Annotated in this window: 15 protein-coding genes and 1 pseudogene; 4 read left to right on the top strand and 12 right to left on the bottom strand. The window is 61.1% G+C overall.

Annotated features, from left to right (window positions below; genetic code table 11):
- The first annotated feature begins 259 nt into the window (after positions 1 to 259).
- On the top strand, positions 260 to 1,504 hold the full coding sequence (locus AC07YR_RS05435) for an NADH:flavin oxidoreductase/NADH oxidase (RefSeq protein WP_494733344.1): 1,245 nt from the start codon (positions 260 to 262) through the stop codon (positions 1,502 to 1,504).
- Positions 1,505 to 2,290: 786 nt separating this feature from the next.
- On the opposite strand, the gene AC07YR_RS05430 is transcribed toward AC07YR_RS05435, so the two are convergent.
- Positions 2,291 to 3,754: a protein adenylyltransferase SelO gene (locus AC07YR_RS05430; RefSeq protein ID WP_494733343.1), complete on the bottom strand. Its 1,464-nt coding sequence runs from the start codon at positions 3,752 to 3,754 to the stop codon at positions 2,291 to 2,293.
- Positions 3,755 to 4,318: 564 nt separating this feature from the next.
- Between AC07YR_RS05430 and AC07YR_RS05425 the strand changes: the two are divergent.
- Positions 4,319 to 5,224: pseudogene (locus AC07YR_RS05425) on the top strand (DUF4192 family protein); the annotation flags it as partial.
- 1,366 nt (positions 5,225 to 6,590) lie between these two features.
- On the opposite strand, the gene AC07YR_RS05420 reads toward AC07YR_RS05425, so the two are convergent.
- The 9 genes from AC07YR_RS05420 to AC07YR_RS05380 form a co-directional block, all read right to left on the bottom strand.
- A complete protein-coding gene (locus AC07YR_RS05420) occupies positions 6,591 to 6,953 on the bottom strand; it encodes an EAL domain-containing protein (RefSeq protein WP_494733342.1) in 363 nt (120 codons plus the stop codon).
- Between the two features lie 3 nt (positions 6,954 to 6,956).
- Positions 6,957 to 7,958, bottom strand: coding sequence for a sugar phosphate isomerase/epimerase family protein (locus tag AC07YR_RS05415; protein ID WP_494733341.1), 1,002 nt, complete (start codon positions 7,956 to 7,958; stop codon positions 6,957 to 6,959).
- Between the two features lies 1 nt (position 7,959).
- Positions 7,960 to 9,156 carry a Gfo/Idh/MocA family protein gene (locus AC07YR_RS05410; RefSeq protein WP_494733340.1) on the bottom strand — a complete coding sequence of 399 codons (1,197 nt, stop codon included), beginning with the start codon at positions 9,154 to 9,156 and terminating at the stop codon, positions 7,960 to 7,962.
- 96 nt (positions 9,157 to 9,252) lie between these two features.
- Complete coding sequence (locus AC07YR_RS05405; protein WP_494733339.1) at positions 9,253 to 10,122, bottom strand: sugar phosphate isomerase/epimerase family protein; 870 nt, start codon at positions 10,120 to 10,122, stop codon at positions 9,253 to 9,255.
- Entirely contained in the window at positions 10,123 to 10,962 is an 840-nt protein-coding gene (locus tag AC07YR_RS05400; protein WP_494733338.1) for a TIM barrel protein, read from the bottom strand. It lies immediately after the preceding gene.
- Between the two features lie 36 nt (positions 10,963 to 10,998).
- Positions 10,999 to 11,835 (bottom strand): carbohydrate ABC transporter permease, encoded by an 837-nt coding sequence (locus AC07YR_RS05395; RefSeq protein ID WP_494733337.1) that lies wholly within the window; start codon positions 11,833 to 11,835, stop codon positions 10,999 to 11,001.
- Between the two features lie 11 nt (positions 11,836 to 11,846).
- The gene (locus tag AC07YR_RS05390) at positions 11,847 to 12,677 is read right to left on the bottom strand and encodes a carbohydrate ABC transporter permease (protein WP_494733336.1); all 831 of its coding nucleotides are present in this window, start codon (positions 12,675 to 12,677) and stop codon (positions 11,847 to 11,849) included.
- Positions 12,678 to 12,778: 101 nt separating this feature from the next.
- On the bottom strand, positions 12,779 to 14,131 hold the full coding sequence (locus AC07YR_RS05385) for an ABC transporter substrate-binding protein (protein WP_494733335.1): 1,353 nt from the start codon (positions 14,129 to 14,131) through the stop codon (positions 12,779 to 12,781).
- Between the two features lie 43 nt (positions 14,132 to 14,174).
- A complete protein-coding gene (locus tag AC07YR_RS05380) occupies positions 14,175 to 15,134 on the bottom strand; it encodes a zinc-binding dehydrogenase (protein ID WP_494733334.1) in 960 nt (319 codons plus the stop codon).
- 639 nt (positions 15,135 to 15,773) lie between these two features.
- Here AC07YR_RS05380 and AC07YR_RS05375 point away from each other — a divergent pair.
- On the top strand, positions 15,774 to 17,048 hold the full coding sequence (locus tag AC07YR_RS05375; protein ID WP_494733333.1) for an ROK family protein: 1,275 nt from the start codon (positions 15,774 to 15,776) through the stop codon (positions 17,046 to 17,048).
- Between the two features lie 310 nt (positions 17,049 to 17,358).
- Positions 17,359 to 18,384, top strand: coding sequence for a helix-turn-helix domain-containing protein (locus tag AC07YR_RS05370; RefSeq protein ID WP_494733332.1), 1,026 nt, complete (start codon positions 17,359 to 17,361; stop codon positions 18,382 to 18,384).
- Between the two features lie 1,656 nt (positions 18,385 to 20,040).
- On the opposite strand, the gene AC07YR_RS05365 is transcribed toward AC07YR_RS05370, so the two are convergent.
- Positions 20,041 to 20,838: a putative hydro-lyase gene (locus AC07YR_RS05365; protein WP_494733331.1), complete on the bottom strand. Its 798-nt coding sequence runs from the start codon at positions 20,836 to 20,838 to the stop codon at positions 20,041 to 20,043.
- Positions 20,835 to 21,734: a carcinine hydrolase/isopenicillin-N N-acyltransferase family protein gene (locus tag AC07YR_RS05360; protein ID WP_494733330.1), complete on the bottom strand. Its 900-nt coding sequence runs from the start codon at positions 21,732 to 21,734 to the stop codon at positions 20,835 to 20,837. Before AC07YR_RS05360 ends, AC07YR_RS05365 begins: the two co-directional genes overlap by 4 nt.
- Between the last annotated feature and the right edge of the window lie 14 nt (positions 21,735 to 21,748).

Raw genomic sequence — 21,748 nt, 5'->3', positions numbered from 1 at the left:
CTGCTACCGAGAAGGGTGACCTATCCCCCGGCGCGTTCTATAGCTTAACGGAAGATCCGTTATCGGCCTTTCGAAACCGCGGCAGAGGGTGGGGGATCCAAGGTCCTGCTCGCAAGGCCCGATCAAGGGCCTCACCTCAGTCATTGAACTGGGTGAGAAAAAAATTACGGACCGGCAACGGCCGTGAAATCAGCTCCGGCGCTCACCACTGATCAACTGGATTCATTCGTTTTTCTGAACCCTTCAGAAAGGGCTCCTGATGCCGCATCTCTTCACCCCCTACACGCTGAAGGGCGTCACGCTGCGCAACCGCATCGCGATGTCTCCCATGACGATGTACCGGTCAACCGACGGGAAACTGGACGACTTCCATCTCATGTACCTTGGCGCACGTGCCGCGGGCGGATTTGGTCTTGTTTTCCCCGAGCAGATCGCCATCACCCCCGACGGCCGCACCACAACGCATTGCGCCGGCCTTTACGACGATGACCAGATCGAAGGCCACAAGCGGGTCGTTGACATGATCAAATCCATGGGAGGGGTCGCGGCAATCCAGCTCGGTCACACCGGTCGCAAGGGCAGCCTGGTCACCCCATGGGAGGGTGGCCATATGTTGCCCCCCGAGCACGAAGCGGGCTGGCAGACACGCGCGCCATCTGCCATCGCCTACGGCGGAGACCTGCCCTACGTCCCCCGCGAACTGACGACCGACGAGATCGCCCAGCTCATGCAGGACTACGCCGACACCACCCGTCGCGCCGTAGCAGCCGGTTACGAGTGGGTGGAGATGCATTTCGCCCACGGCTACCTCGGCTCCGAGTTCTTCTCCCCGCTGGCAAACCAGCGCACCGACCAGTACGGCGGGAGCCTGGAAAACCGGACCCGCTTCCACCTCGAAGCCCTCGACGCGGTCCGCAACGCTCTCCCCGACTACATCCCACTCACGATGCGACTGGGCATCGATGACCTGCACCCCGATGGCGCCACCGTCGATGAGTCGATCACGGCAATCGGCTGGATGAAAGAACACGGCCTGGACCTCGCCGACATCAGCATCGGCTTCAATACCGACAACATGCAAGGCGAGATCCCCATCGGCGCTCTGGGCGGCATGGTAAACAACGCCACACGTGTCCGCACCGAAGTAGGCATCCCGGTCGCTACCAGCTGGAACCTGGGCCAGCCCGAGCTTGCCAACAAGGTAATCGAAGAAGATCTGCTCGACCTCGTCTACCTCGGGCGCCCCGCCCTCGCGAACGCGCACTGGCCCGTCTACGCCGCGCGGCTCCTAGGCTACCAAGACCCCTTCAGCCTCGTCCCGGAGGACTGGGCCTGGTGGCTCCGCAACCTCCGCGGCGCCGACGAAGCCATCGGCTGGCCCGCAGCGGCTAACGGCGCAGCGCTCCGAGAGGTGGCCGGTGTTGCAGCAGCAGCTCCCGTCATCGAAGAGACCGCTCTTTCCGAAGAACTCGCCGAACTGGAAGCAGAACTCGAAAACGTTTGACTAGTGGTGGCATCGAGCAAAGCCCTGACCTTCTCTAAAGTCAGGGCTTTGCTAGCGACTGGGGTCCGGGCAACGGGGCGCAGCATAATCAGCGCCTGCCTCGCCCACCCGGAGATATCGGCGGCTCATCGCTTTCCCACGCAGACTAGTGGTTGCTTTCCGATCACGATCGTCCTGCCGATTCGGCGGTGACCGTTCATTCTAGATTGGGCTAGAACACACCCCCGTCACTACGAGCCCTTCGAGTCGCAACTTAGTCACTTCCAGCCCCGTCCACTCCAACCCGCCACAGCCATCTGAATAGGGCACACCCCAATCTGACGTCACATAGGTAGCCGAAGGGCTGTCAGAATAGGGTCCGATTCGGCATCTCTGACCTTGGTTCCAGAAAGTCTCAGATCCTAACCGGGCAGAAGTGTCTCGTAGGACTTGGCGAGGACACCGATATGGAGCCTCCGTTGCGAGACATAGCAACGAGACGCTTCAGCAGACGGTGGTGACGGGCAGCCGATGTCTCACTGTGATGTCTTGCGACTCTCGACTTGCGAGATCCAGAGACCACGTGGCGTAGAGGCGCGTCCAAACCACAGACAGGAACCGGTAATTGCGTAGAGCCGTAGCCCGGTCTCCTAACGGTCAGATGCCGATGGATCGTAAACGGACCTGCGAGAGTCCTAGGATGGCCCCAGAATCTGTGGGCACCATCGGGGCCGGACACGAGAGTCCCGGCTAAGGGCAACTGGGGTGCGGCACAACACGGCGTTTACAGACTCAGGGGACAGCGGTTCAGGTTCCGCAGAAGGTTCGGTAGCTTCCGAAATCTTCCGGGGCGCCAACGGCGTATGGTTCGAGACCGGGGCGCTCGTCAAAGGGGTGGGTGACCGCGTTCAAAAGCCGGTACAGCGGGCCCTGGGCGCCACCAGTGGCGGCATCCAGGGCCTCCTCAACCAAATGGTTGCGGGGAATGTAAGCGGGATTGACCCGGTCCATCGCGTCGGCGTCCGGGCCCAAGGCACGCCAGCGATCGGCCCAGGCATCAAACGCTGCCACATCCGGAACAAGTTGCCGTGCAGGATCAGAGTGGCCACGGGCGGATTTGCCAAGGCTACGGAAGATCGAGGTGTAGTCGACGTGTCCCTCCTGCAGGAGGGCCAAGAGCTCTTCGACGAGGGGCCAGGTCACGTCGTCACCGAGCCCCGGACGGAATCCAAGCTTCGCGTTCATGCCCGCCGCCCAAGCAGCACTGTACTGTCGGCGGAAATCATCCAGTGATTCCACCGCGAGCTGGATGGCCATCTCCTGGTCCTCGTGCAGCAGGGGCGGTAACGACTCGGCGAGACGGGCGAGATTCCATTCCGCCACCACTGGCTGGTTCCGATAGGCGTATCGTCCGCTTTCGTCGACCGAACTGTAGACGGCAGCGGGATCGAACGCGTCCAGGAAGGCACACGGCCCGTAATCGATCGTCTCGCCCGAGATCGTCATGTTGTCGGTGTTCATCACGCCATGGACGAATCCCACCAGCATCCAGCGGGCCACCAGCGAAGCCTGCGCAGCAACCACCGCTTGGAACAGGGCAAGATAGGGGTTCTCGGCTCCCGCCACGGCCGGAAAGTGCCTGGCGATCGCGTACTCGGCAAGGCGGCGAACGAGGCCGGTGTCCCCCGTGGCCGAGGCGTACTGGAAGCTGCCCACGCGCACATGACTCATCGCGACGCGGGTGAGCACGGCCCCGGGCATTACGGTCTCACGCTGCACCCGACGCCCCGTTCCCACCACGGCCAGGGAGCGTGTGGTGGGAACGCCCAACGCGTGCATGGCTTCGCTGACCAGATATTCACGCAGCATCGGTCCAACAACGGCCAGGCCGTCTCCCCCGCGGCCAAACGGTGTGCGCCCCGAACCCTTCAGGTGCACGTCCCGCAGCAGACCATCAGCGTGCGTGACCTCGCCCAGCAATAATGCACGCCCGTCCCCAAGCCGCGGGGCGTACCAGCCGAACTGGTGACCTGCATACGCCTGCGCGACCGGCGTGGCATCAACGGGCAGCCGATGCCCGGTCAGCAAGCCCATCCCGTCAGCACTGCGTAAGAAATCCGGATCCAAGCCCAATTCGGTGGCCAACGGCTCGTTGAGCACCAGCAATGCAGGCTCGGGAATGTCCTCCGCCCGCCACGAAATGGCCATCTCCGGAAAGTCCCGAGCGAAATCGCCGCTCAACGTGACGGCTGACAGGGACACAGCATCCATTCATCCACAATAGCCGTCACACGATGACCGGTGACGGTTCCCCCGCACCGCCGCAACCCGATTTCAGAAGTTCGACACAGCTACGGCAGTCTAAGCTCTTCCTCAGCCGACTGCCCGGCCCCTAGCCACGCCCGGCTACAGACAGTTCAATCCGACAGCAACATCGCTGAGCACACTTCCCCGCCAGACTTCCTGGCCGGCAGCCAGCCGGCAGGCAGGCAACCAATTCTCGCGGCTGACCACAATCGGGCTAGAAAACGTGAAATCATGCCGCCCCGCTCCCCCGCCTCCATGAACGACCAGAAGCAACTTCGCTGTTTGTCATCCTGATCCCCATCATCGCTGGGCGGGCCCTCCACGCAACCAGGGCGCTCCGCGCCGGTCACGATCCAAAGTTTCGTTCGGCGCTCCTACGTCGCTTATTCCTCCCGAAACTTTGAACCGCTCCCGGTTCCCCAAGTTGCACTCCGGACCCTCAAACCCAGCGGTGACTCCGTGTATCAGAACGACGCACACATCTGACAGACACATCCGGTGCCCGCCAGCCGCTGAAGGAGAAGGACCATGGAACCGCTCACCATCAAAACCCCGGCCGACGTCCTCAGTTTCGTAGGGCACACCCTCGGGTTCTGGCCGCACGAGAGCCTCGTGTGCATCACCCTGGACGCCAACCGCGTCGGCGCAACACTCAGAGTCGACCTCGCCACACACGAAGGCGGACTCAGCTACGCCCGCACCGTCGCCGACTACCTCGCCCACGACACCAGCGCCGCCAGCGTCCTCTTCGCCGTCTACACCTCCGAGCCCCACAAACCCGGGCAGCCCAAACCGCACGCAGCAACCATCGCAGCACTGACCTGCGCCTTGGCCGAACGCGGCATGACCATCCGTGACGGACTCCTCGTCGGAGACAACACCGTCTCCCCTTACGACGGCGACCCCCAGGACGGACTGACACTCCCGCTGAAGGCGACCCAGTCCAGCCAGATCAACGCCGAATTCGTCTACCGCGGCAGCACCATCGCACCGACAAACCACATCACCCTGCCGGCCCCGACCAAAGAAAGCACAGCGGACGCCGTCGATAACCGTGTGAAAGCCATCCACAGGATGAACCCGGGCGAAGCCCTCGAACAAGCCAGAACGCTCTGGGACAGCATGCTGGACGCGATCTCCTATCCGAACGACGATGAGACCATCAGCCTGATTGCCAACTTCCAGGCCCCAGCGATCAGAGACCAGCTCATGGCCGATATCCCGGGAATCGACGAACCGATGGATCGGGTTCTCTTGGCCCAAACGCACGGTGGGCCTCAGTAGTCCCGGGTCGAATGGTCACAGCAGCTGCTGGTCCACGCGTACACCCACAGCAGCACCAAACACTCCGCGCCCATCCTCACCGCCATCGCCTTCGTCAATTGGTGGGAAGGCCGAGGCAGCAAAGCCCATCAGTTCCTGCACCTCGCCCTCGAAGCAGACCCCGCCTACCGTTTGGCCAGGCTCAGCGACCTCATGATCGGCTCCGGAATGGTGGCCGGCTGGAACATGGACAAGGACCGGGCCTTCCGGCCCTGGGGCCTCGAAGCCTCGTAGGCCCACAGTCATAGGGATACGGACGACGACGGCGGGACGTTCCTGAGCCAGCTCTCCACCGCCGCATCCCACCCATCCGGATCCGAATTCCACTCCTGCGTATGCTCCGCAGACGGGAAAGTCAGCAGCGTTGCCAGCTCGGGTCTCCAAAGTCAGGCGGATCAACCAAACCAGGACCGGCCCCGGAAGAAGAGTCCAGATCCCACACACCTGCACTCTGTCGACGGATCGGACGCCGGCCACAGACACCTCCGGAGACGTTCCCGCTGAACCCGGCTCGTCCGCCGACGCCGACGAACTAAGCCGCAAAGTCATGTCGTCTGAAACAGAGAACTGCATGAAGTAGTGAAGGCAGAGCCAGGATGAGGGGATCAAAATGCGGGTCGAAAAGCCGGTTGTGGACAAAGTGTGGACAGTGTCCACACCCCCTTTGGCCGGACAAACACACGATGAGCGCACCCTGCCTGTTCGCAGAGGGCAGCCATCCAAGGAAGATCCTCGAAGAAAATTCGTCTTGGTCATGTCGTCACCACAACTCTTGGCCATGAATGTGTGAGGGCCAACAACTGGCCGCCAGTACAACCAGATAGGACGGCATACCCCACATCCCAGCAGGCGCGGGGCCCACCAGCCAAGGCCCGCCCCCGCCACCCACACAAGCGAACAGGCGACCGCGGCGCAAGGCACAGACCGCGGACAAGGCCAGAGAGACCCGCCGAGTCAAAATGTCCACACATTAAAGCAAAAACCCCTCTGACGAGGGGTCATGCGTGCCCGAGGTGGGACTCGAACCGGGTTCCAGCCCTTGCGAACGCTGGGAAGTCCCGGAAACATGCGGAATCCGGCCCGATCCGACGCCTGTACGACCCGATCCGACGGCAATAGTGTGGACATTGTCCACACGCCGCTTCAAAGCCTTCAGACCAACGACTGGCGCGATTCTGGTCGTCCAGTTTATTCAAGCGGGAAATATGGTGGCTCCACCTCAATTGTCCAGACTGTGTCTGGACAATCGATTCCGGGCCGTTCCAAGCCGCGGGGAAGGCGCGCATGTTGTAAAAGGTTGCTTCGGGTGCATCCGTGCCAGCCTCGGCCCATCGTCCGCAGCGAATCGTGCGATTAGTGTGCGTTTCCCGTCCTTGCGGGGGCTTTTCAGGTGGACCATATCGGCGGTTCTGCTGAGGGCCGGCCCAGTACGTATCCTTGACCTGAGTACATGCCCAGTCGGGTCACGGCTGCCAGCTCAGCCTCGCTTCCCACTTCGGCGACGAGCTGTGCCTCTGTCGAGCGAATTCGACCACGACCGCGCGGAGGCGCGTTTGCCGGGGTCTTGGTCGACGCCGGCGATGAGGCTCCGATCCAGTTTGATGATGTCAGGGTGAAGGCTCAGGATATGACGCACGCAGGCGAGCTCTGCTCCGGCGTCGTCGACCGCTATCCTCAGACCTTGCCCGCGTGGGGCCAGTGCCCCTACAAGCGAGGCATACGCCGCCACGGCCAGATTTGGATCGCCCGTGCCGGAGGGTGTGGTTGCGCAGACCAAGCCGCGCAACCGCAAATGCGCCTGCGCGCCATTGCGGCCGGCCACCACTGGGCGGCTGTCCATTTGTTAGTCCTTGCTGCTGAAGGCGGCGTCGAAGCTGGTCTGGGAGGCGGGGAAGTCGAATTTTTTGAGGGCGGCGAGGGCTTCGGGGGCGCCGTGGAGGCGGTCCATGCCGGCGTCCTCCCATTCCACCGAGATGGGGCCGTCATAGCCGATCGCGGTGAGGGCGCGGAAGGACGATTCCCAGGGCACGTCGCCGCGTCCGGCGGAGACGAAGTCCCAGCCGCGTCGGGGGTCGCCCCAGGGCAGGTGGGAGCCCATGACGGTGTTGCGGCCGGTGGGGCGGAGCTTGGTGTCCTTGCAGTCCACGTGGTAGATCCGGTCCTTGAAGTCCCAGATGAAGGAGACCGGGTCGATGCCCTGCCACATGAAGTGGGACGGGTCCCAGTTCAGCCCGAACGCGGGCCGGTGGCCGATCGCTTCGAGGGTCCGGACGGTGGTCCAGTAGTCGTAGGCGATCTCGGAGGGGTGGACTTCGTGGGCGAAGCGGACCCCGCATTCGTCGAAGACGTCCAGAATGGGGTTCCAGCGGTCCGCGAAGTCCTGGTAGCCGGCCTCGATGACTTTCTCGGGGACGGGCGGGAACATGGCGACGTACTGCCAGATGGAGGAGCCGGTAAACCCGACGACGGTGTCCACGCCAAGGGCCTTGGCGAGCCGGGCAGTGTGTTTCATTTCTTCGGCGGCGCGGGTGCGGACGCCTTCGGGGTCGCCGTCGCCCCAGACCTTGGATCCGACGATGGCCTCGTGGCGGAAGTCGATGGGGTCATCGCAGACGGCCTGGCCCTTGAGGTGGTTGGAGATGGCCCAGACCTTCAGGTTGTATTTGTCCAGCACGGCGAGTTTGGATTCGACGTAGCCGGGTTCGTCCCAGCGCCAGGCGTCCAGGTGGTCACCGGAGACGGCGATTTCGAGGCCGTCGTAGCCCCAGCCGGAAGCCAGGCGCGCGACTTCCTCGAAGGGGAGGTCGGCCCACTGGCCGGTGAACAGGGTGTACGGGCGGGGCATGTCAGGCTCCTTCGGTAACGGGGACGGGGGAAGTGGCGAGCTGGATGATGGAGGATTTGGCGTTGGCGGATTCTTCGATGGCGGCCAGCACCCGCTGAACGGCGAGTCCGTCCTCGAACGACGGCGACGGCGGGGTGCCGCCGTCGATCGCGGCGAGGAAGTCCCGGATCTCGTGGGTGAAGGTGTGTTCCCAGCCGATCACGTGGCCCTGCGGCCACCAAGCGGCCATGTAAGGGTGTTCGGGTTCGTTGACCAGGATCCGGCGGAAGCCTTGTTCGCGGACGGGGACGGTGGCGTCCAGGAAGCCGAGTTCGTTGATGGCTTCGAGGTCGAAGAGCAGGGAGCCTTTGTCCCCGTAGATCTCCAGTTTGAGCGAGTTCTTTTTCCCGGTGGCCATCCGGGAGACCTCCACCGAGGCGATGGTCCCGGAGTCCAGGGTCAGCGTGGCCCAGGCGGCGTCGTCGACCGTTACCTCTTCCGGCCCGTCCGCTCCGGGGCGGTGGGAGACGAAGGTGTGCAGCCGGCCGGACACCTCGGTGACCGTGCCGCCGAGGAGGAACATGACCTGGTCGATCGCGTGGGACGCGATGTCGCCCAGCGCCCCGGACCCGGCGGTTTCCTTGTTCAGCCGCCACGTCATGGGGGAGTCGGCGTCCACCAGCCAGTCCTGCAGGTAGGCGGCGCGGACATGCCGGACCGTCCCGAGCCGGCCTTCGGTGATGAGTTCCTTCGCGAGGGCCAGGGCCGGGACACGCCGGTAGTTGAAACCGATCATCGACTGCACGCCGCGATCCCGGGCGGACCGGGCAGCGTCAGCCATGGTTTCGGCTTCGGCGAGGGTGTTGGCCAGCGGCTTCTCGACCAGGACGTGCTTGCCGGCCTCGAGTGCCGCGATGGCAATCTCGGCATGCATCCAGCCCGGCGCGCAGATATCCACGATGTGGATGTCGTCCCGGTCAAGGACCGAACGCCAGTCCGTCGCGGACTCGGCCCAACCGTATTTGGCGGCGGCCGCCGCGACCTGCCCGGCGTCCCGGCCCACGAGCACTTTTTGCTCGAAAGCCGGGACGTCGAAGTAGGAGGCCACGTTGCGCCAGGCGTTCGAGTGGGCCTTGCCCATAAACGCGTAGCCGATCATCGCCACACCCAGGGTTCTGGGCGGGTTGCTTGGGTGGGACATCGTTTTGTTCTTTCTCATGCGAGTTCGCGAGGGCAGTATGTGAAACGCTGACAGGATCTGACTGAGGCTATCGACGGGATTATTGACCGCCGCTGATCCCTTCGGCCACTCCTGTCAAGGCTCGGGCCTTTCTCTCAGCATGCTTTTGACAAAAGCCAAACCGTCTTCCGAAAGGCTTTCCATCGATGGCGCCACGGGACGCCACAGGGAGACGGCTCGGGCGATCTCCTTCACTGTGGGCAGGAATGACTCGACCACAATCTGACCTGAATAATTGATGTCCTTCAGCGAATCGAAAAAGCTGTCCCACGGCACGTGGCCCGATCCGGGGGTTCCCCTGTCATTTTCTGACACCTGCACGTGGAAGATCCGCGATCCGGCCCTCCGGACCGCATCGGCGATGTCCTTTTCTTCGATGTTCATGTGGAACGTGTCGACAAGAAGTCCGACGTTTTGCCTGCCGATGTCATCGCACAGGTTCAGCCCCTGCTCGATGGTGTTGACCATGTCCGTCTCGAAGCGGTTGAGCGGCTCGATGGCGAGACGCACTCCGCGGTCGCCGGCGTAATCGGCTACGGCGCGGAGGCTTTCCACGGCGTTTTGCCAGCGGGCCTGCCGCTCACCGGGCTCCAAGAGCTCCGCCCGGCCCGTCGCCGAGAACATGGGACCGGCAACATGAGGGGAACCGACTGCTGCTGCTACGTCAACGCAGCCGCGAAGGTAGGCTATGCCGCTGTCACGTCGGCGGGGATCGGGATCCGACACGTCGCGGTCTGGGCCAAACGCGCCGCAGATTCCGACCTCCGTCCCTGTCCTCTGGGATTCGTGAACGAGCCATTCTGCCGTGATCCTCTGCGGATCTTCGATACACACTTCGATGACGTCGTAGCCAAGCTCCGCTACGCGGTCGAAGGCCCACGCCTCTTCGAAGGAGAAGGGCGAGGCAAGGATGAAGGTGCTGAGCCCAATGGGATTGGCCGGCATTTACAGACCTCCCAACCGACGTTCGATCGCCCGCGTGTGCTGAATTGCCGCTGCTGTGTATTCGTCTTTGAACTCCGGCGCACCGGCACCGCTCAGCACTCCCCAAACGTCTCCCGCTGCTGGCAGCAGCTCATAGGAGACCCAGCCCTTGTAGTCGGCGTCGACGATGGCCTTGATGATTGGCTCGAAGTCCAAGTGCCCGTATCCTGGAGCGGCCCGGTTACTGTCGGCGAGATGCACGTGCGCTAAGCGATTTCCGGCTTTGCGGATGGACTCTGCGATGTCCCGTTCTTCAATGGACATGTGGAAGGTGTCGACCATGTAACCGATATGGGGGCTGCCAACTTCGTCCAAGAACTGCAGAGCCTGTTCGGTCCGGTTGATGAGGTACGTCTCGTAGCGGTTCCACGGCTCGAGGGCCAGGCGCACGCCGTTCTCCCCGGCGTATGCCGCGAGTTCGCCCGCGGCGTTAACGGCCCAAGCCCATTCTTGTTTGATGTCTGCTTCCGGCACGATCTTCATACACGCTGTGGGCGTGAACGTCACGACTTCCGCACCAAGCCTTGCCGCGTAATCGATGTTTCCCTTGACGTATTTGATGGCGTTCGCGCGGACCTCCGGAGACGAACTGACGATGTCACGTTCCGGCGTGTAGATGCTGACGATTGACGAGGCAGCTACCTGGTGCTGGTTGAGGGCAGAACGGAGTGCGGCTTCGTCCTGTTGTTCTGGTTCTCCGACCAGTTCGACGCCGCTATATCCAGCTTTGGCGATGCGCTCAATGCCGGTCTCGATGGCTTCGCCGCCGTAGACGAGGGTGTTGTACGTGTAACGGAACATGATTGAACTGCCTTTCAGGCTGGGTATTGGGGGGTGTTATTTGACCGCGCCCAGGGACAGACCGCGGACCAGGTATTTCTGCGCGGCCAAGGCCGCCAGCCATACCGGCACCGCAACTACGGTGCCCGCCGCCATGATCAAGGTCCACTCCGTCCCCACCGGGGTCACATACTGGGTCAGGGCCACCGTGACGGTTTGGCTGCCGGCGTTGGACAGGACACTTGCGAAGAGAAACTCGTTCCAGGAGAAGACGAAACACAGCAGCGCGGTTGAGGCGACGCCTGGCATGGCCAACGGAAGGACCATCCGGAAAAAGATCCCGATGTTGCCCAGGCCGTCGATAGACCCCGCTTCCTCGATTTCCTTGGGAACGTCTTCGTAGAAGCCGCGCAGCAGCCAGACAGCCAGTGGCAAATTCATGAAGACGTGAAGAATAATGATCGAGAGCAGCGAGCCGTTCAGGCCGATCGTCCGCATGACCAGGAAGAGCGGGATGATGGTCACAATGGGAGGAACGATACGCAGGGACAGGATTGTCCCCGCGATCTGGTCCCGGCCCCTGAACTCGTATCGGGCCAGCGGGTAAGCGATGCCTGAGGCGAGCAAGATCGCCACAATGGAGGAAATCACTGAGACCTGCAGGCTGTTTATCAGCGCGTAGGTGAGCCTGGTACCGCCAAGCACTTCAGCGAAGTTCTCCAGGGTAGGTGTGAAGAACCACTGGATTTCTCCGGAGAATGCCTGGTTTCCGGTCTTGAAGGCCGTCGTGACCATCCACAGGACGGGGGCGATGAAGACAAACGTGCAGATGACGGCCACGGCAGCACGCACTCCCACGTTCCAGTTGATGGTGCGTCGGTTGGCTACGGACATGACTGAACCCTTCAAGAGCGCGCGACCATTCGCCGGATGAGCGAATTGACGGCTAGTAGAACGAGCAGGAGCAGCAGCCACGAGAAGGCGGCAGCATACGAGATATTAAAAGCGCGGAACCCCATGTTGTAGATCTGCCAAGACATGGTCGAAGTTGCATCTACCGGTCCGCCACGGGTCGTCATGTAGACGATGTCGTAGACACGGAATGAGTCAATGATCCGCAGGAGCACGCCAACAAGGATCGGGTAGCGCAGGAGCGGAAGGAACTGATGCCAGATGATGCGGGGCCACGAAGCGCCGTCGATCTTGGATGCCTCGATGACCTCCTCGGGGAGGCCCTGCATGGCGGCGAGAAGGATGAGGAACAGGAACGGAGACCACTGCCAAACATCAATTGCTATCAGCGTTGGCAGCGCCAGGTCGACATTTCCAAGGAATTCTGTGGTTGGAAGACCGATGCTACGCATAAGTTGATTGACGATCCCGTACGTAGGTTCAAGGCTGAAGCGGGCGAGCAGGCCCACGACCACCGGCGCGCAGAGCATGGGCATCATGATCAAGGCCCGGAGCAACTTATCCCCTGGAAAGCCGCGGAAGAAGAGCAGAGCTAACCCAAAGGTGAGAACGAGCTCTATGAGAACCGAGAAGAAGACAAACACCAGGGTTACGCGAACCGAGTTCCAGAACAGACCGTCGGTCAGCAGACCGACAAAGTTGTCAACGCCGGCGAAGCGAGCGGCTTCACCGCTCGACAGGTTCCACCGCATGAAGGAGACGACGAGAGAGTACAGCGTGGGGTAAAGGGAGATCGCGGCCAAAAAGAGCAGGCCGGGAGACATCGCGAGGTAGCGTCCAAGTTTCTTGGGCCGGCGCCCCCCGGGAGTCCCGGAAGGCCGAGCGGCTTTCCGGGACACCCGAGGCTCTGTGATTGATGTCGTCATTACTGTGAAAGGTTCTTGTCTATGGCTTCGTTGGCGCGCGAGAGACCATCTTGTACACCGCGCTGGCCCAACGAAATGGCGCTGAGTTCGGTACTCAGGGCCGTTTCCCAGGTTTCTTCCCCGGGGAAGAATGGCCTGGGCTGTGCCGTCTTCATGGCCTCCAAAGTCACGGGCAAACGCCGGAACCGGGCCGCTCCGTTGCCCTCGAGCTTCTGCTCAGTCAGCGTCGGATCGGAATAGCTGGAGACGCGCACGGGGTCGCCGCCGCCATTGGCTGCCTGCAGGACATCGTTCTTCTTCGACTCCAGCCAAACAGCGAACTTCGTGGCCTCCTCGGTGTTCTTCGAGTACTTGGAAACCGAGATCACCCATTCTGCAAGATGAGCCGAACTGAGCCCGGTCGGGCCTGTCGGAATCGTCGTCATCTGCCAATCCCCGACGGTCTTGGACGCGGATGGGTTGTCGGTGGCGAACTGGCCCCAGGACCACTGGATGGCTGTAGCAATCGAACCCTGCTGGGCCGCTGTCGTGACGCTGTCGTACGTGAAGTCGTTGGCTCCCGCGGGCATGTACTTCATCATGTCGGACCACCGCTCGGTGGCCCCGATGCACTCAGGCGTCGTCAATGTCGATTTGGTGAACTCGGCGTTGAACGGCTGGCAGCCGAAGGAATAGGCGAAGCTCAGCCACGTGTGCACGTTGCCAAAGCCCTTGGCCGCCTGGGCGGCCCAGCCCGAGAGCTTCTGGCCCTTGAAGGTCTTGCCGTTGAAGAACTTGACCTGGGTCAGCCACTCGTCCATCGTCTTTGGTGCAGCAAGCGCGTTCCCTGTTTCCGCTTCGTACTGGTCTTTCATCGTCTGGTCGCCATAAAGTGCGCCGTTGTACCAAAGCGTCGCCGGGTGGACCGTCTGCGGAATTCCCAGGAGCTTGTTATCCCACGTGGCGACCTTGAGGCTCAGCGGAAGAAAGTCCTCTTTGTCCTGGAGGGCATTGTCCAAGGGAACGAGATGGCCGCCCTTACCGAATTCTGGGATCCAGTTGTAGTCAACGTTGAAGATGTCGTAGCTGGAGTCCTGTCCGGCGAACAGCGTGGCCATCTTTTCGTGGATCGCATCACGACCCACGAGTTCGACATTCACCTTCACCCCGGTTTCCTTCTCATACTCGGGGGCGAGTTTCTCCTGGACAACCTTGCCCCAGTCGGCAGGGAGGAAAATGGCATTCAACGTCTTCTTGCCTGAGTCGTTCTGGGGCGCGCCGGCAGCGCAGCCGCTCAACGCAACCGCCGCAGCGGTAATCGCACCAAGAGCCCCGATACGCAGCTTTGCGGTTCGTTTCTGGCTAGCTTTCATGTTGTTCTCTTTCTTCATCGAAATAGGACGGTTGGTAAGAGCGTCATGAGGTGATCGAGCTCATTTGGATGTGGACCTTAACAGTCGACTTGTCCGTCTCCAGGCCGCGGATGGCTTCGATGGCTTCGCTAAGCGGTCGGACGGAGTCAACAATCAGCGCCGGGTCGAATCGCCCTGAAGCGAGAAGCTCTATGGCCCTGGGCCAGGTGTCGTAGGTTCCCGCGTACGAGCCGACGATGGTGAGCTCTTTGGAATAGATATCGAAAGGCCGCAGAGACATGGAGGCCGTCTGAGGCGCCGCACCGTAGGCCAGCACCCGGCCACCGCGACGCACGAGGGAAATCGCCGCTTCGTAGGTGGGGATAGAGCCGACGGCTTCGATGACCACGTCGGGCCCAACACCGTCAGTCATGTAGGCGACCTCGTCGGCGAACCCGCTGCCGAAGGGGCTAAGGACGTTGTCGGCACCGAGCCGTTCGGCAACCCCTCGACGGTCCGGATCCGGTTCTGAGACGATCACGTTGCTTGCCCCGCCGAGTTTGGCCAAGGCAATGTGAGCTAGCCCCATCGGACCGCCCCCGATGATGAGTACTCGCTCACCGGACTTGATCCCGATCCGGTCCTGGCCATGAATTGCGCAGGCAAGCGGTTCAACGTATGCCGCCGCGTCCAGGTTCAGGGATTGCGGCAGAACGTAGACGTTCGATACAGGGACGACGACGTATTCCGCGAGGCCGCCCGAGGAATGGACCCCGAGTTGCGAGACCGCCGGGCAGAAGAGTTTTTGGCTCCGCCGGCAGAAAAAACATTGGCCACAAGCGATGTTAATGTCGACGACCACGTTGTCATTCACTGCCAGAGAACCGGTATCCAAACCGAGGGCTGCAATAGTTCCAGAAAACTCATGCCCCAAGGTCAGCGGCAGGTTGGGCGCGGGAAATGTGCCTTTGGCGATGTGCAGGTCGGTGCCGCAGATTCCGCTACGCCAGACCTTGACCAACACTTCACCCGAGCGAGGCTCGGGTACAGGGACTTCGTCAAGTCGGAGGTCTCCTGGCGCGTGAAGTCGCACCGCTGTCATTGTGTCTCTCATAGGAATTGCTTCTCGTTTCGCCGTGTTGCTTGCCAATGGGGAAGGTATCTGCTGCAGGTTTCCGGACGGCCTCACGAGAGGACATCGGTAACGTCGGTTATGTCGTCCTCGACGACGTCTGGATAGTCACCTCGACGACGCCCGAGCGGTTGCGCCGACGGCACTGTCGTGCCTGACTGACGCTCTGCCGGTATGTCCGCTTCGGCTGCCGAACTGCTCTGCTACTAACCTGAGCCATGAAGCCGACATCGACGGACCGGCCCATGATGGAAGGGGCTATGTTGACTCCGTCGATTCCCATGCCGAAACAGTGACACGCACCACGTGTCTTTTGTCAGCCGCCAGCAAAAGTCTGCACTTTTTGACGCTGAAGACACCGGAGTGGACACCGAAGGTGCACTTTTTGATGCTTCGAACAGCGCCAACTGGACGGGATCGAGCGGGGACCTGACACTGAGTGGACAGGAGGCCCCCGCGGGTCTCTGAGCTGGATGTCTTAGAGCTCGAGCTCACCAGCCAAAATTCTTCCGACCCCCGAAATGGAGAGACATGGACAACGGCGGCCCGGGCGAACTTTTGCATCTCCTGCGGGACGGGCACCCGCGAACGAGGGCAGACTTGGCTGCGATGACGGGCTTGGGTCGAGCTGCCATCAGTTCTCGCCTTGAGCCGCTCCTAAAACTCGGGCTAGTTGTCCCCGTATCGGATGCGGCTTCCACCGGAGGCCGCCCCTCAGCGCGTCTAGCCTTCAATCCTGCTGCGAAGGTGGTCGCTGCCGCTGACGTCGGGGCTACACATGCGACCGTAGCGCTCACGGATCTGTCGGGAAGGGTCCTCGTGGAAACCACTGAGCGACTTGAGATTTCGTGCGGACCAGAAGCTGTTCTGGACTGGCTAACAATTACGCTGACGGGTCATTTGAAAGCGATGAAGCGTCCGGCAAGGGACATCATCGCCGTCGGCATCGGGCTACCTGGTCCTGTTGAACACTCCAGCGGAAAGCCCACCAGCCCGCCGATCATGCCGGGATGGGACGGATTCGATGTTCCCGCTTACGTTCGGCAGACCTTAGACGTACCCGTACTCGTCGATAACGACGTCAATCTCATGGCCCTCGGCGAGCGGGCGACACGCTGGCCCAATGAAGACAACATGATCTTTCTTAAAATTGCCACCGGTATCGGCTCGGGGGTGATCAGTGGAGGAATATTGCAGCGAGGCGCGGCAGGAGTCGCTGGAGATGTCGGCCATATTGCTGTTACCAGAGGGGCAGGCATTCAATGCCGCTGTGGCAAGACTGCCTGCCTGGAAGCCGTAGCAGGCGCTCCGGCCGTCGCCGCACGACTCCGCGAAAACGGACTCGAGGCCATCACCGCAAATGACGTCGTCGCGTTCGTCCGTTCCGGCGATTTGGCTGCCATTCAAGCCGTCCGGCAGGCTGGCCGCGACATTGGAGAAATGCTCAATATGTGCGTGAGCTTCATCAACCCCGCCCTCGTTGTCGTGGGCGGATCGCTTGCACAGTCCGGTGAACATTTGATCGCCGGGATACGCGAAACGGTCTATGCACGCTCAACGCCGCTGGCGACCCAGCACCTGAATATCACCCAATCCGAAACCGGGCCGGAAGCTGGCGTGGTTGGGGCCAGCATCTTGGCCCTCGAACATGTCCTCGCCCCTCACCGAGTCAACGACCTCGCAATCAGGCTACATTCCGGGAGACAAGAAGATACTCACGGCCTCCAGAAAGTGGAGCACGTCGCCCCGATGTCCCAGCCGTTCCCTGACGTGCTGTACAAACAATTGCAGGACACATTTCCGTGACCACGTCTCCGACTAAAGGTGCGTAAGACAGTCACGCCAAGGTGTAAGCGGCGGATGGGGTCATTTCGCCCAGCATCCGCCGTATTCCAGGGCATCCTCACCCAGGCTCAGGCGGCGGCGCCCACACTCGTCGGGTGGGGTGCCGAAACCAAACTCATCAACGCCCCAATCAAGGGGTTCCATGGAAGTAAACTAGCCCTAACAGCTGAGGTCCTTCGGCCAGCCTTATTGAGCCACTGCAACCGCTTCCTCAGGCGCCGCGGCAACTCCCAAGTCCGCCATAATGGCTCAGCTGGTGAAGGAGGATGGCATGCCTCAATCTGGTAACGGGAACACCGGCCGTCTGCGACGATATGCAGTGCAGGAGGAGCTGAACCCCGAACAAAGGTTCGAACATTGGCGAGTGTGGTACGGCAGCGCCGTCGAAACCCCAATGCGGTTGGAAAAAGCCGTACGTGAGACTCCTGTGTCCTTCAATCCTTCAGCCATTAATCTCGCCGGGCCGGGCTTCAGCCTCATAGAAATGCACAACGCCCCCGCATTGGGCTCGTGGGCGCCGATTCCCGACTCCGCAGACCTGCGCCTGGCCTACTTCCGCAAGGCGCAGGGGCTAACGCTCACTCTCAACGGTGTTCCGGAGCCAGTATCACCGGGCTCCGTCAGGTTCATCGATACCTCGCGGAGCGGAAGTTTTGATGCGCCCGAAGGGTTTCACGCCTTGCAGCTTAACATCGACCGCAGCAGCCTAAATGTGAGCGAAGCCGAACTGCGTTCCCTACTTCGAGTGCCTGACCTAGCAAAACACCCAATTGTGGGCACCTTCGTGATCCCTGCGCTAATGAGTTGGAAACGGCCGGGCATCGATCGAGCGGCATCGGGGACCGCGGACATCCTCCGATCCGTGATGGCAACCCTGGTGGGCTCCCTGCTCGAAACGCCGGTCGACGATGAGGCGCACAAACCAGCCCTAAGCCGGGCGGTGAAGAAGTACCTTGAAGCCAGTTATAACGACCCAAATCTGGACGTGGCAATGGTCGCCGAAAGGTTTAACCTCTCCCGTCGCTCTCTGTTCTACTTTTTCGAGAACGAAGAACTCCGCCTGGGTGAGCGGATACGCGCGTTGAGAACGCGCAAAGCCCTCGAGCTCCTCCTTCATCAGCCCGGCCCCCACGGGATCGCCTTCTCTGAAATCGCGACAACGTGCGGATTCACCAATGTGCAAAGCATGCGCCGTGCAGTGAAGGAATTTACGGGGATGAATGTGAGGGAGATTCATCGATCCGAGACCGACGTTCGTGTCGCCCTGCGACAACTGCGCGAGTCACTGAACCCCTAACACCTGACCGTGGAGAATAGTCAACTTCCCCACCACTCGTCAGACGTGCGTTCGACGTATCGGCTAGGTCATGTCCAACTTTGACCATGTCGCAGCACTGCCTGATGACAATAATACCAACAGCCGCTTTGGCGACAAGCAGCAAGACACTAGGTGGTGAGACTCTCAAGGACCGTTGGTGTTTCATTGAGTAGGTCCTTGCAACCCGCCGCGTGCGCGACTGGTGTCCCTTGCAGCGGAGCGGACAACAGCTTGAAATACACCCCCGAACTGGCGTCACGGACGTAGCCGAAGGCCGTCAGAGTTGAGTCCAGATTCTTCTTTTCTGACATTGTCTTGGGAACCTCTCAGATCGCAACCTGACACCACCAATTCGATCTTTGGGAAGCCCGTCGTGTGGGCCAATATCGGCGGTCCGCCTGCTTTCGCGTATGACATGGAGCTCGGCCCCATGAGCACGCAAATGTGGCTCTTCAGACTGCGCAACGACACCGAAATCGAGGGCGGCTTACGACATGACAGATGACAACGACGCTCTCTCCGATGCCACCAATTGGACGGCCCCTGTCTCGGGTCAACATCTTTCAACTCTCGCCTTGCGGGCATTTCTCCGTTTTCCTATCAACCCGCGCTGATCCACCGTACGTTTCTGGTCGTCCACGCCAGCCGGCTCATGGGCCTTCGAAGAGCAGCCTCAGAGAGGCATGCACATGGGCCCCCTGGCCGGGTTTGGCCACGTATGACGAATCAACCAAACCAGGACGGCCCGGAAGAAAGTTACGGATCCCCCACACCTGAATTCAGTCGACGGATCCGACGCCACAGCCGCAGATTCACAAAAGATGTTCCCGCTGAACCCGTAACGTCCAACGACACCGACAATACAAGCCGCAAAGTCATGTCGCCTGAAACGGAGAACTTCACGAAGTGGTGAGGACAGAACCATGAGGAAGGGAGCAAAACGCGGGTCGAAAAGCCGCCCGTGCACGGGTGTGTGCACGAGGTGCACACCCCTTTGGCCGGACAAACACGCGATGCGCGCACGCTGCGCGACTCGCAGCGAGCAGCTATCCGAGGAAGACCCCCGAAGAACATTCGGCTTGGTCATGTTGTCACCACAACTCTTGGCCATGAATGAGTGACGGCCGCATCTAAAGGGCTGGCAGCTCTCAAATCTAACGTATGGGTCGAGTTATGACCTGACGTGACGACGGCTGAAGTTCCCCCTGCCCATAGTTATCTTGACGGCACGGTCAACAGCCTGGGCAGTTGACCGTGCGGTCTCGTACTCGATTTCGAACTCCGTGATGAGCCTTACGACCTTGGTGGTGTATATCTCGGGCCATCGGCGGCAGTCCTACTGGCCGTCAGCGGTTATTTTCGTGGCCGCCTACTCAGTTTTCATGGCTGCTAACAAGAATCCGCCGATGGGATCGGTTTCTGGCTCCCATCCGAGATCGGGCGGATCCGGGCTCGGACAGGTCAGAGTGCCGGCCTTGCTGCCGGAATTGCACGTTTGGTGTTCGGTGGCCCTTGTTGTCGGCCCGGCAGGGCGCGTTGCCAGCCTGCAGCGAGTGGCGCGTGGACGGGGCCGAAAAGCTGCTCCCATGAGGCCTGCCAAGGTCCCATCCAAACATGTTGGTGTCAGTGCGCCAATCAGGATGGAGCATTCGTTCGGTAGCTGCTCTCCAGAACGTCGGTGATGAACATGTGCCCGGGAGCGTGGCTAATGGCGAACTCTGGCTTGGAAGCCATGACCGCGCTCTGCGGCGTTACGCCGCAGGCCCAAAAGACCGGAACCTCGCCCGGGCGTATCTCCACAGCATCACCGAAGTCCGGGCGGTTGATATCCAGAATGCCGATCTTATCCGGAGAACCAACATGGATGGGTGCGCCGTGTACTTGCGGCACCTCACCCGTTATACGGGCTGCCGTCGCAACCAATTCCGACGGCATCGGGCGCATTGAAACTACCATTGGGCCGTGAATCCGCCCGGCCGGGGTACATTCGATGGTCGTGCGGTACATCGGGACGTTCCGACCCATCTCTACATGACGCAGTGGGATGCCTTCCTTGACCAACGCAGCCTCGAAGGTGAAGCTGCAACCGATGAGGATCGCTACCAGGTCATCGCGCCAGACTGAAGTGACGTCATCGGTCTCCCCAGTCAGCTCGCCGTTCTGCCAGACCCGGTAGGCGGGAATGTCGGTGCGGATGTCGGAGCCAGCAGCCAGTGCGCTAGTAACTTCACCCGGCTGGATGACGTCAATAACCGGGCAGGCCTGGGCATTTAGTGCACAGAACTCCAATACTTCTTTGGCGTAGTCAGCGGGGACCGCTATTAAGTTGGCTTGAGTGAAACCGTCGCTCCATCCGGCCGTGGGGGTGACTAGCCCCCTGCGAAATTTTCCGCGGGCTTTTGAGGGCGCCATGCGCGCGGGGAGGTCGGTCATGCTGCCAGTACCTTCGTTCCGTAGAGAGTTATTGTGCCATCTTCTGTGGTTAGCAGTCCTGTATGGTCCACCTTCGAGACCTGAAACGGCAGGTACTCACCCCAGGAGTCTCGAATATAACTTTCGTACCCGCGAGACGTGCCTGAGGGCCATCCGTAGCACCACCAAAGGGTGCCCTCAGCCGGGACGATGATCTCACTGGATATCGTTCCGCTGTCCTTGCCGTGAGCATCGACGGTCCGCGCCTCCTGGCTGTTGGCGTCTTCCTGGTCATCATTTTGGGCAAGGGCCGAATGTAGGGCTTGACGGACATCCTGTACTTCGAGGAGGGGCGTGGACTGGACGACGGCGGCCTGGCCGAGGCGTTCTCTGGAGAAGCTCTCCCTTACCCAAGCGTCATCGTCAGGCTCTTGTCCCTCGAACCAGGAATTGGTGCAGGCGATGTTTTGCCCGGGTTCAATTGTTCTCCGGGTCGAGCGTTGACCATTGATGGTCACCACAACAACCCCCTTGCCATCAGCTATCAGGTAGTTCCCGTCGTTTAGTCTGGACGCCCGCTGTTGCAGGAACGAAACGAATTCCTCCGCTGAAGCCGCCTGGCCCAGTGCATCTCGGGTTCCGCCCCGGTCTACTAACTTCCTGTATCCATTGAATTCCGATTTGGATTCGGGCACGAAGGAATAAGTGAAAGCGACTCCACAGGTATTCAAGCCCCTGGTCATCACCGAGTTCCAAGGGACCGCCTCAGCGGCCCTGTAGGTGGTTACTTCCGTTCCGATGAATGGATAGGCCCCTTCGGTTGATGCCATGACCCGGCTGCCAACGAGATATGGATTATCGCTGTTGCTGCCTAGTACCGGTCCGGCCGTGGATTGTGCGGCAAGGAGGGTGCACATTCGAGTTACCTGCT

The sequence above is a fragment of the Arthrobacter sp. GW460-12-1-14-TSB2 genome, assembly GCF_059423525.1.
Note: the sequence above shows the minus strand (reverse complement) of the source record. Positions and strands in the feature narration are given on the sequence as shown.